Source organism: Streptomyces sp. NPDC090021, from assembly GCF_044748225.1.
Taxonomy (GTDB): Bacteria; Actinomycetota; Actinomycetes; order Streptomycetales; family Streptomycetaceae; genus Streptomyces.
In genome coordinates, this window is record NZ_JBIVFO010000044.1 from 34,302 (window position 1) to 44,228 (window position 9,927).

Here is a 9,927-nt window from a genome sequence, read left to right on the forward strand (position 1 = left end):
GCCCGGGTGAGCGTTGTCGTTGGCCCGGAATCAATGGCTCTGTGCAGAGGGCGGTTGTTCGGCGAACGAGGTGCGGTAGGCGCGTGGGCTGGTCGCCAGACGGGCTGTGAAGTGCTGGCGCATGGTGACTTCGCTGCCGAAACCGGATCGGCGGGCGACCTCGGGCATGGGCAGGTCGGTGCGCTCCAGGAGTTTCTGGGCCGTTGCGATGCGGTGGTCGACAAGCCAGCGCAGCGGGGTGGTTCCGGTGGCTGCGGCGAAGTGTCGGGCGAAGGAACGGGGCGACATCCTGGCGCGGGCGGCAAGCGCGGCAACGGTGAGTGGCTCGTCGAGATGGGCCAGGGCAAAGGCGCGCACCTCGGCCAGTGCGTCTGCGGCACGGTCGGCGTGCGGTGTCGGATGTTCGATGAATTGGGCCTGGGTGCCGGTCCGGAAGGGTGCGGTGACCATGGAGCGGGCGACTGTCGCAGCTGCTTCTGCGCCGTGTGTGGCGCGCACCAGATGCAGGCACAGGTCGATGCCGGCGGCGGTGCCGGCGGCTGTCCACAGATTGCCGTCCTCGACGAACAGGGCGTCCCGCTCGACCCGCACCTGTGGGTGTCGGGTCTTCAGTAGGTCGGTCAGTGCCCAGTGGGTCAGCGCCCGGCGGCCGTCCAGCAGTCCCGCCTGGGCGAGTGTGAACGCGCCGCCACACAGAGCGGCGATGGTGGTGCCTCGGGCATGGGCTCTGCGTAGCGCTGCGAGGACGGGCTCGGGTGCTGGGGTGATGTGGTCGTCCAAGCCCGGTACGAGGATCAGCTCGGCGCGGGGGAGCCAGGCGAGGGTGCGGTCCGGCGTGAGGGTGAGCCCGCCGCGCATCGGTACAGGTTCGGGGCCTGCGGCTACGCGGCGCAGCTCGAACCCGGGGGCCCCGCGGTCGGTGCGGTCCGTACCCCACACCTCGGTGATCACCGAGACATCGAAGGCCCGGATGCCAGGGAAGGTGATCAGTGCGATGCGGTGTGCCGGTGCGGGTCGGATCATCCTGGCAGTAAAACATCGATCGCTGTCTTTTCTCCTCCTGTGGCAGGGCCCACCAGGGCGGCAGGATCGTGGACATGGAGATCACACAGAACGCGGCGCTGGTAGTGGTGGACGTGCAGAAGGGCTTCGACGAGTCGGAGTTCTGGGGCCCGCGCAACAACCCGGCCTCCGACCAGAACATCGCCTCGTTGATCGCGGCCTGGCAGGACACGGACCGGCCGGTCGTCTTCGTACGACACGACTCGAACAAGCCCGGCTCGCCGCTGCGGACCGGGTACGAGGGAAACGATTTCAAGGACTACGTCGAGGAGCGGCGCGGCAAGGGCGGCGGGCCGGAGCTACTCGTCACCAAGTCCGTGAACTCGGCGTTCTACGGCACCCCCGACCTGGACGACTGGTTCAAGGAGGCCGGCATTACCCAGGTCGTACTGGCCGGTATCCAGACCAACATGTGCGTGGAGACCACCGCCCGCGTAGGCGGCAATCTCGGTTACGACGTGCTGGTCGCCCTCGACGCCACCCACACCTTCGACCTGACTGGACCGAACGGCTGGCATTTGACGGCCGACGAACTGGTCCGAGCGAGTGCCGTCTCGCTGCACGGCGGGGGCTTCGCCCGGGTGGTGACGACCGGCGAGCTGGTGGCCGCCGTCCGCCCCTGACACCCCGGACCAGGGGCGCGGGCCACCTTTGACGAACGCCCGAACCGCCGGCCATGACCGCACCTTGGCCGTGCCACCTCCAAACGTCGCGCGCCGCGAGCAGCTCAAGCGCTTAGGGGCCAACTCGGCCGCTCAGTCTCAGCGCGCACGGGGACGGGGGCGCGACGCGCGCCCTCCGGAAGATGGCTAGCAGGAAAAGGTCCGCGCCGGGCGGCGAATCCGCCGGTGGCGCCGGGAGCCGGTCGCGGAGTCGGACGGCACCGGACCGTCCGGTGCCGTACCGGGAGCGCCGCCGACGGGACGGCGGGGCGCGGCCCGCTCAGGCCCGGGCCGGACCGGGCGCGCCGGGCTGGGCGCCGGTCGTTCACGCCGGGGCCTGCAGGCAGAGGTGCCACTGGCCGGGGCAGCCGGTCAGGGTCATCGTCGACAACGGCCGGACGTCCACGTTCCAGTAGGTCAGCGGGGGCGCCTGCAGGGCGTAGACGAGAGCGGCGCGGACCACCGAGGGCTCCGCCACCGCCACGATCGCGCCGCCGTCCTCGGCCGGCCGGGTGTCGAGCCAGCCGCCGATCCGCGCGATGAAGGCGAGCAGCGACTCTCCTCCGTGCGGGGCGGCCAGCGGGTCGCTGAGCCACTGGTCGATCGCGTCGGGCTCCTGCGCGGCCACCTCGCCGAGGGTCAGCCCGCGCCAGCGGCCCATGTCGCACTCGCGCAGCGCCGGCTGGGCCAGGGGCGCGTACCCGAGGGCCTCGCCGGTGGCCCGGCTGCGCGGGGTGGGCGAGCAGTAGCGCAACTCGGCGGCCGCCAGGGGTACGAGGCCCTGCGCGGCGGACTCCACCGACCGCCAGCCGGCTCCGTCCAGCGGGCGGTCGTCGTCGAAGCGCTCGGCGAGCAGCGAGGAACTGCGGGCTGCGGCGACGAGCGAGACCCGAACATGCATCTGGTGATGGTGGGCCGCGCGGTGGCGGCGGGTCAAGCGTCCAGGCTCAGGCCGCTGCCCGGCTCCTCGCCCAGGCCCGCCCTCAGCCGCTGCACGGCCTCGACCAGTTCGCCCGGTCCGGAGACCCCGGCGAAGCTCAGCCGGACGTGCGGAGCGGGCGGTTCGGCGCAGAAGTAGGGGCGGCCGGGAGCCACCGCGACACCGGCGCGCAGGGCCGCGGCCGCGAAGGACGCGTCGTCGCCGCCCCCGGCCATCCTGGCCCACAACTGGTAGCCGCCGGAGGGGGGATGGGGCACGGTCAGGCCGGGCAGCTCCCGCCGCAGCGCGCCGGCGAGCACGTCGCGGCGGTGGCGCAGTTCGGCGGCCACCGTGCGCAGGTGGCGCGGCCAGGCGGGCGCGCCGACCAGTTCCAGGGCCGCCTCCTGCAGCGGCCGGGGCACGAAGAAGCTGTCCACGACCTGGACGGCGCGCAGCCGCTCCACCACGGGGCCGCGGCCGGCCAGCGCACCGACCCGCAGGCTGGGCGAGGTGGCCTTGGTCAGGGACCTGACGTGCACGACGACACCGTCGTGGTCCTCTGCGGCCAGGGTCGCGGGCAGCGGCCCGGAGTCGTCGTGGCCCAGTGCGCGGGCGTAGTCGTCCTCGACCACGAAGGCCCCGGCGGCCCGCGCGATCCGCAGCACCTCCGAGCGCCGCCCGGGCGCCAGGACGGCGCCGGTGGGGTTCTGGAAGAGCGGCTGGCACACGAACACCCGCGCCCCGGTCGCCTCGAAGGCGGCGGCCAGCAGTTCCGGCCGGACCCCGTCGGCGTCCACCGGCACGGGCACCGGCCGGCAGCCGGAGGCGCGGGCGATGGCCAGCAGCCCGGGGTAGGTCGGGGACTCCACGAGGATCGGCGCCCCGGGCGGGGCCAGCGCCCGCAGGGCGGTGGTCAGCGCGCTCTGCCCGCCCGCGGTCACCAGGACGTCGGCGGCCGCGACCGCGCCGCCGATCTCGCGGGCGAACCAGTCGCGCAGCTCGGGCAGCCCCTCCATGGGCGGCCGGTCCCAGGCCCCGGGGCGCCGCCCGGCCCGGGCGAGCGCGGCGGCCATGGCCCGCTCGGGCTGGATGGAGGCGTGCAGGTACCCGCTGTTGAGGGCGATCACCGACGGCGGTGGCGCGGCCAGGCAGGCCAGCACCCCGGAGGCGTCCACCGAGCGCGGGACGATGTCACCGGCCCCCTCGGCACTGAGGGCGACCTCCTGCCAGGAGGTGTCCCCGGCCGCCGGCAGCGGCGTACGGGGCGCGGCGCGGAAGACGCCGGCTCCGGGCCTGGTGACGACGAGACCCTCGGCGGCGAGCTGGGCCAGGGCCCGGGAGACGGTGACGGGACTGACCCGATAGCGCTCGACCAGGGCCCGACTCGGCGGCAGCTTTCCACCTACCGAGTAGCGGTTCAGTTCGGACCTCAGCGAATCTACCAGTTCCGCGACACTGCTACGCTCATACATGACAGGACAGAATAGCGCTACTCTCCCGGATGCGATAGCGGTGAAGAATCCGCTGCCGCGGGGTACGGCTCTCGCCTCGCTCGGCGTCGTCGCCTTCTCGCTGACCTTCCCCGCCACCGCCTGGGGCCTGGAGAGCTTCGGCCCGTGGTCGCTCGTGGCCCTGCGCAGCGTCCTGGCGGCAGCGATCGCGTGCGCCTTCCTGCTGGCCCGCAGGGTCGCTCCGCCGGCCCGCGAGCACTGGGCGGGGCTCGCCGTCGTCGCCGGCGGAGTGGTCGTCGGCTTCCCGCTGCTGACGACCCTGGCCCTGCGGACGTCCACCACCTCGCACGCCGCCGTCGTCGTCGGCCTGCTGCCGCTGACCACGGCCGCGCTGTCCACACTGCGCACCGGCGCCCGGCCCCCGCGGGCGTTCTGGGCCGCCGCCGTGGCCGGGGCCGCGGTGGTGCTCGGCTTCACCCTGACGCAGAGCGGCGGCTCCCTCTCCGCCGGTGACGCCTACCTGTTCGCCGCGCTGCTGGTGTGCGCGGCCGGGTACACCGAGGGCGGGCGGCTCGCCCGCGTCCTGCCGGGCTGGCAGGTGATCGGCTGGGCCCTGGTGCTGTGCCTGCCGCTCAGCGTGGCCGGCTCGGTGCTCGGGCTCGCGTACGAACCGGTGCACCTCACCGGCCACGGCCTGGCCGGGCTGGTCTGGGCGGCGGCCGGCTCGACCTTCCTCGGCCTGTACGTCTGGTACCGCGGCATGGCCGAGATCGGGGCGCCCCGGGCCAGCCAGCTCCAGCTCGCGCAGCCGCTGCTGACCCTGGTCTGGTCCGTGGCGCTGCTCGGGGAGCACCTCGCCCCCGCGGCACCGGCTGCGGCCTGCGCGGTTCTCGTCTGCATCGTGGTGACCCAACGGGTCAAACATCCCCGGAACGACCTAAACTGCTAGCACCGGATCGGAGCGCCACCGAGGAGGTCAGACATGCGAGCTACCGAGGGCGACCAGCTGGTGCAGCACGGCAGGATCGTCGGACAACCCGACAAGGTGGGCGAGATCACCCAGGTGCTCGGCGAGAACGGGACGCCCCCGTACCGGGTCCGCTTCCAGGACGGACACGAAGCGCTGATGGCTCCCGGACCCGACTGCGTGGTCCGCCACCCCGCAGAGCCCAGGCACTGACGGGCATCGACAGGTACTGAGTCACCGCGGCGGCACGACGGAGCCGTAGTGGTCGGCGACCACGCGTGCCATCGCCCCGTTGGGGTCCGCGGCCACCTGCTTCGCCGAGAAGTAGACGTGGCCGCGGACCTCCGGGTATCCGCGGGCGAACCGCACGTGCCGGGACAGTTCCGCCGGATCCCGCCAGGCCGCGGTGGGACTGTCCGCGTCGCAGCGGTACAGACCCTCCCCCACGTACAGGTCCACACCGGTGCCGGCGACGGTCCCGGCCCACCAGGGGACGAGCGCCGCGTAGTCGGCCGTCGGATGTCCGATGTGCCAGTAGGCCTGCGGCACGACGTAGTCGATCCAGCCCTGGCGGACCCACTTGCGGGTGTCCGCGTACAGGTCGTCGTACGCCGACAGGCCCCGGGTCTTCGAGCCGGCCGGGTCCCGGTCGGAGTTGCGCCAGATCCCGAAGGGGCTGATGCCGAACCTGATCGCGGGCCGCAGGGCGCGCAGCCGCTGGGACATCTCGCGCACCAGGGTGTCGGTGTTGCCGCGGCGCCAGGCCGCCCGCGACGAGAAGCCGCCGCCGTACTCCTCGTAGGCGTCGTCGTCGTCGAAGTACTCGCCCGCGACCGGATAGGGGTAGAAGTAGTCGTCCCAGTGGACCGCGTCCAGCGGGTAGCGGGTCACCGCGTCGAGCATGGCCTCCTGCACGAACCGGCGCACCTCGGGCAGCCCGGGGTTGTAGTAGAGCTTCCCGCCGTACTCGACCGTCCAGCCGTCCTGCCGCGCCGGGTGCTCGGGCACCAGCCGGTCGAAGTCCGTGTGGTTGGCCACCCGGTACGGGTTGAACCACGCGTGCAGCTCCAGACCCCGGGCGTGCGCCTCGGCGACGGCCGTACCGAGGGGGTCCCAGCCCGGATCGGCCCCCTGCTGTCCGGTCAGCCACTGCGACCAGGGCTCGAACGGGGACGGCCACAGCGCGTCGGCGGCTGGCCGGACCTGGAGGATCACGGCGTTGAGCCGTCGGCGGACGGCGGTGTCGAGCAGGGCGAGGAGCTCCCTGCGCTGGGTCGCGGCGGACAGCCCGCTGCGCGAGGGCCAGTCCACGTTCGAGACGGTCGCGATCCACATCCCCCGGAACTCGGGGGTGCCGGCGCCCCCCGCGGGGAGCGGGCCGGACCCGCGCGGCCCGGCGAACGCCGGCCCCCCCGTCGCGGCGGCGATCACCCCCGCCGCTCCTGCCAGCAGTGCCCGTCGGCCGATGTGCGCCATGTGACGCCTCCGTTTCGCTGAGTGACGATGTGCGGTGCCCGCCCAGCATGCCCGCCCCGGCCCGCCGTGCCCCGCAAGGTCGGGAGTAACGTCGGGGGGCGTGGCGGGCGCCGGAATCGTACGGGGGACCCGCCGACGGATGAGCTGCGAAAGGCACGAAGTGACTGACCTCCCTTCCGACATCACACGCGTCGGCGTAGTGGGCTGTGGCCAGATGGGCGCGGGTATCGCCGAGGTGTGTGCCCGAAGCGGCCTTGAGGTCAAGGTCGCCGAGACCACCGGCGAAGCCCTGGAGATCGGCCGTACCCGGCTTCAGAACTCCCTGACCAAGGCCGCCGAGCGCGGCAAGATCACTGAGGAGGAGCGGGACGCCACCCTGGCCCGCCTCACCTTCACCACCGACCTCGGCGAGTTCGCCGACCGCGACCTCGTCATCGAGGCGGTCGTCGAGAACGAGCAGGTCAAGACGGAGATCTTCCAGGTCCTCGACCAGGTGATCACCCGTCCGGACGCGATCCTCGCCTCCAACACCTCCTCGATCCCGCTGGTCAAGCTGGCCGTCGCGACCTCGCGGCCCGACCAGGTCATCGGCATCCACTTCTTCAACCCGGCCCCGGTGCAGAAGCTCGTCGAGCTGATCCCGGCGCTGACCACGGGCGAGGAGACGATCAAGCGGGCGGAGGCCCTGGTGCGGAACGTGCTCGGCAAGCACGCGGTCCGCGCCCAGGACCGCTCCGGCTTCGTCGTCAACGCCCTCCTCGTCCCGTACCTGCTGTCCGCGATCCGGATGTTCGAGTCGGGCATCGCGAGCCGGGAGGACATCGACAACGGCATGGAGCTGGGCTGCGCCCACCCGATGGGCCCGCTGAAGCTGTCCGACCTCATCGGTCTGGACACCATCGCCTCGATCGCCGACTCGATGTACGCCGAGTACAAGGAGCCGCTGTACGCCGCTCCCCCGCTGCTCCAGCGGATGGTCGACGCCGGCCGGCTGGGCCGCAAGACGGGCGCGGGCTTCTACCCGTACGGCTGACCCCCCGGGTGGGCCGCACCTACCTGCCGAGCCGCAGGTGGTGCAGCAGGAGCAGCCCGGCCGCCATGTTGGCGGCCGGGATCTCCCCGTCCGCGATCATGTCCGGCACGAGCCCCAGGGGGACCCACTCCCGGCGCGAGGACTCGAAGTCGTCCTCGGGGTGGCCGGTGTAGGTGGCCCCGTCCGCCCAGTACAGGTGGTGCCGGGCGTCGGTCAGACCGTTGGAGGGCTCGACGGTCATCAGGTGGTGGAGGGGGCCGGGCCGCCAGCCCGACTCCTCCTCCATCTCGCGGGCCGCGGCGGCGGCGACGTCCTCACCGTCCTCGACCACCCCCGCGGGCAGTTCCCAGCCCCAGCTGTCGGTGATGAAGCGGTGCCGCCAGAGCAGCAGCACCTCGTTGGCCTCGTTGACGGCCGTGGCCACCGCCACCGGACGCAGCCGGATCACGAAGTGGTCCAGGTGCCGGCCGTCGGGAAGTTCCACATCGGCGAGATTCACATCGAACCAGCGGTTCTTGTACACAGTCTGCTCACTCAGGTTCGTCCACTGCACGGCTGTGCCACCTTCCGTTCGAGTAGGTGGCACACATCGCAGCAGCCGGCCTGTCACAGCGGAACGCGCAATGCCCCGTCGATGAGCCGCACCGTCTCCTGCGCGTCCGAACAACCGCTGGTCAGAAGCTGTTCACGGACCGCCCACAGGCGGTCGCGCAGCCGCAGCGACTCCATCCCCCGGGCCCGCTCGGCCATCTCGGCCGCGCCCGCCGCGGCCCGGTCCGCCTCCCCCTGCCGGAGCTGGATCTCGCAGAGCATCGCCAGCCGGTGCACCCGGCCGCGGTCGTGCGCGGGGGTGCCGACGGCGGCGGCCGCCTGGACCCGAGCGGCTTCCAGATCCCCCAGACTGAGCAGGGCCTCGGCGACCTGCACGTTGACCAGGCCGGGCTGCACATAGCCGGTCTCGTCCGGTTCGCTGCCCGGGCGGATCCGCGCGGCGGCCGCCTCGGCACCCCGGATGCACGCCAGCGCGGCCTGCGCGTCGCCGAGTTGGGCGTACGCCTTGGCCTGCATGGCGTACAGGTCGGCGGCGAGCGCCGGGGTGGTGTGCCTGCCCGCTGCGCGCAGCGCGGCCTCGGCGAAGGCGACCGCCTGGCGGTACTCCCTCAGGTGCAGGGACTGGTTGACGATCAGGGCGATCACATACGCCCCGAGCCCCCGGTCCCCGCTCGCCTTGGCCAGCCGCAGCGCCTGATGGAAGTAGCGCTGGGCCAGCCCGTGCGCGTCCGAGTCGTAGGCGCAGATCCCCGCCACCGCCACCAGGGAGCCGGTGGCCCGGTGCAGCCGTCGGCCGAGGTCGTCGGGGTAACTCCCGCGCAGCAGCGGCGCGGTCTCGGTACCGAGGAAGCGGACGATCCGGTCACGGGTGGCCATGCCGCCGGCCCGGCGGTACATCAGCTCGTAGTGGACGCGAGCGGCCTTCAGCATCTCGACGTGCTCGGGACCGATGCGCACGGGCCCCTCACGGGAGACGTCGACGTCCTCGGGCGGGTTCTCCCATTCCCAGACCGGGATGACGGCCGGGGTGCCGGTGACCGCCTCGGCGGTGAGCAGTTGGGGCCGGGCCTGGCCGTCGGAGCGCCACAGGGCGGCGGCCCGGTCCACGAACCCGCTGAGCGGGGAGGCGTGCGGGGAGACCGGCCCGTCCGGCACCCCGAGGCCGATGTCGTCCAGCCCGACGGGCCGCCGCAGCCGGCCGCCCAGCACCTCGCAGATCAGGTCGGGGACCTGGCCGCGCGGCCGCTGCCCCTTCAACCACCTGGTCACGGCGGTGTGTTCGTAGCGAAGGGCCAGCCCGCGCGTGCGCCCCGCCTGGTTCACGTGGGCGGCGAGCCCGGCGTGGGACATGCCCGCCTCGGCGAGGAGGGCGTCGAGCAGGACATTGGGCTGCATGGGCCGCTCCCGGAGCTCTTCGGTATCAGGCTAGTGGGTGCGCGGTTCACCCGGGGTGTACCGCATCCGATTCACACAGGCTGTGCTGCACTCGATTCACACAGGGTGTACTGCACTCGATTCACACAGGGTGTGAAGTGAGTACGCGCATAAATGCGTTCCGCACTCTGCCGCACGGACCCCTGGAGGCGCTTGACTGAAGACCCTCGCCAAGAGGAGCTCGGGTCGTCGGCTCCCCCTCGTACAGTGCGACGACCCGTCACCGCGCCGCCCGTCCTGCTGTCTGCCCGACACTCCATGGCAGGCGGGCGGCGCCTTCCGGTTCCGCCGGCGCCCGGTTGGTCGCCGGGCCCCGGCGGCGGACCGGACCGGACGCGCGCCGGGCCCATCCACCGGGCCCGGCGTGCGTG

At 72.9% G+C, this 9,927-nt stretch carries 10 protein-coding genes; 4 read left to right on the forward strand and 6 right to left on the reverse strand.

The annotated features are described in order from the left end of the window. Positions 1-30: 30 nt before the first annotated feature. Positions 31-1,023 (reverse strand): GlxA family transcriptional regulator, encoded by a 993-nt coding sequence (locus tag ACIPXC_RS28965; RefSeq protein ID WP_401623978.1) that lies wholly within the window; start codon positions 1,021-1,023, stop codon positions 31-33. A 74-nt stretch (positions 1,024-1,097) separates the two neighbouring features. Between ACIPXC_RS28965 and ACIPXC_RS28970 the strand changes: the two genes are divergently transcribed. After that, positions 1,098-1,685, forward strand: a complete 588-nt coding sequence (locus tag ACIPXC_RS28970) for a cysteine hydrolase family protein (protein ID WP_401623980.1) — start codon at positions 1,098-1,100, stop codon at positions 1,683-1,685. Positions 1,686-2,049: 364 nt separating this feature from the next. Here ACIPXC_RS28970 and ACIPXC_RS28975 read toward each other — a convergent pair whose 3' ends face one another. Both ACIPXC_RS28975 and ACIPXC_RS28980 read right to left on the reverse strand, forming a co-directional pair. After that, a complete protein-coding gene (locus ACIPXC_RS28975) occupies positions 2,050-2,625 on the reverse strand; it encodes a histidine phosphatase family protein (protein ID WP_401623982.1) in 576 nt (191 codons plus the stop codon). Positions 2,626-2,657: 32 nt separating this feature from the next. Next, complete coding sequence (locus ACIPXC_RS28980) at positions 2,658-4,115, reverse strand: PLP-dependent aminotransferase family protein (RefSeq protein ID WP_401623984.1); 1,458 nt, start codon at positions 4,113-4,115, stop codon at positions 2,658-2,660. Here ACIPXC_RS28980 and ACIPXC_RS28985 point away from each other — a divergent pair. Beyond that, positions 4,114-5,043, forward strand: a complete 930-nt coding sequence (locus ACIPXC_RS28985; protein WP_401623986.1) for a DMT family transporter — start codon at positions 4,114-4,116, stop codon at positions 5,041-5,043. The two genes, ACIPXC_RS28980 and ACIPXC_RS28985, sit on opposite strands and share 2 nt — an antisense overlap. Positions 5,044-5,076: 33 nt before the next feature. Then, a complete protein-coding gene (locus ACIPXC_RS28990; protein WP_030656039.1) occupies positions 5,077-5,274 on the forward strand; it encodes a DUF1918 domain-containing protein in 198 nt (65 codons plus the stop codon). Between the two features lie 21 nt (positions 5,275-5,295). Here ACIPXC_RS28990 and ACIPXC_RS28995 read toward each other — a convergent pair whose 3' ends face one another. Beyond that, positions 5,296-6,537 (reverse strand): glycoside hydrolase family 10 protein, encoded by a 1,242-nt coding sequence (locus ACIPXC_RS28995; protein ID WP_401623988.1) that lies wholly within the window; start codon positions 6,535-6,537, stop codon positions 5,296-5,298. A gap of 139 nt (positions 6,538-6,676) precedes the next feature. Here ACIPXC_RS28995 and ACIPXC_RS29000 point away from each other — a divergent pair, with 139 nt between their 5' ends. After that, entirely contained in the window at positions 6,677-7,570 is an 894-nt protein-coding gene (locus ACIPXC_RS29000; RefSeq protein WP_401623990.1) for a 3-hydroxybutyryl-CoA dehydrogenase, read from the forward strand. Between the two features lie 19 nt (positions 7,571-7,589). Here the strand turns inward: ACIPXC_RS29000 and ACIPXC_RS29005 are convergent, their stop codons facing one another. Next, entirely contained in the window at positions 7,590-8,123 is a 534-nt protein-coding gene (locus ACIPXC_RS29005) for an NUDIX hydrolase (RefSeq protein ID WP_401623992.1), read from the reverse strand. Between the two features lie 53 nt (positions 8,124-8,176). Beyond that, positions 8,177-9,517: a transcriptional regulator gene (locus tag ACIPXC_RS29010; RefSeq protein ID WP_401623994.1), complete on the reverse strand. Its 1,341-nt coding sequence runs from the start codon at positions 9,515-9,517 to the stop codon at positions 8,177-8,179. Positions 9,518-9,927: the final 410 nt, after the last annotated feature.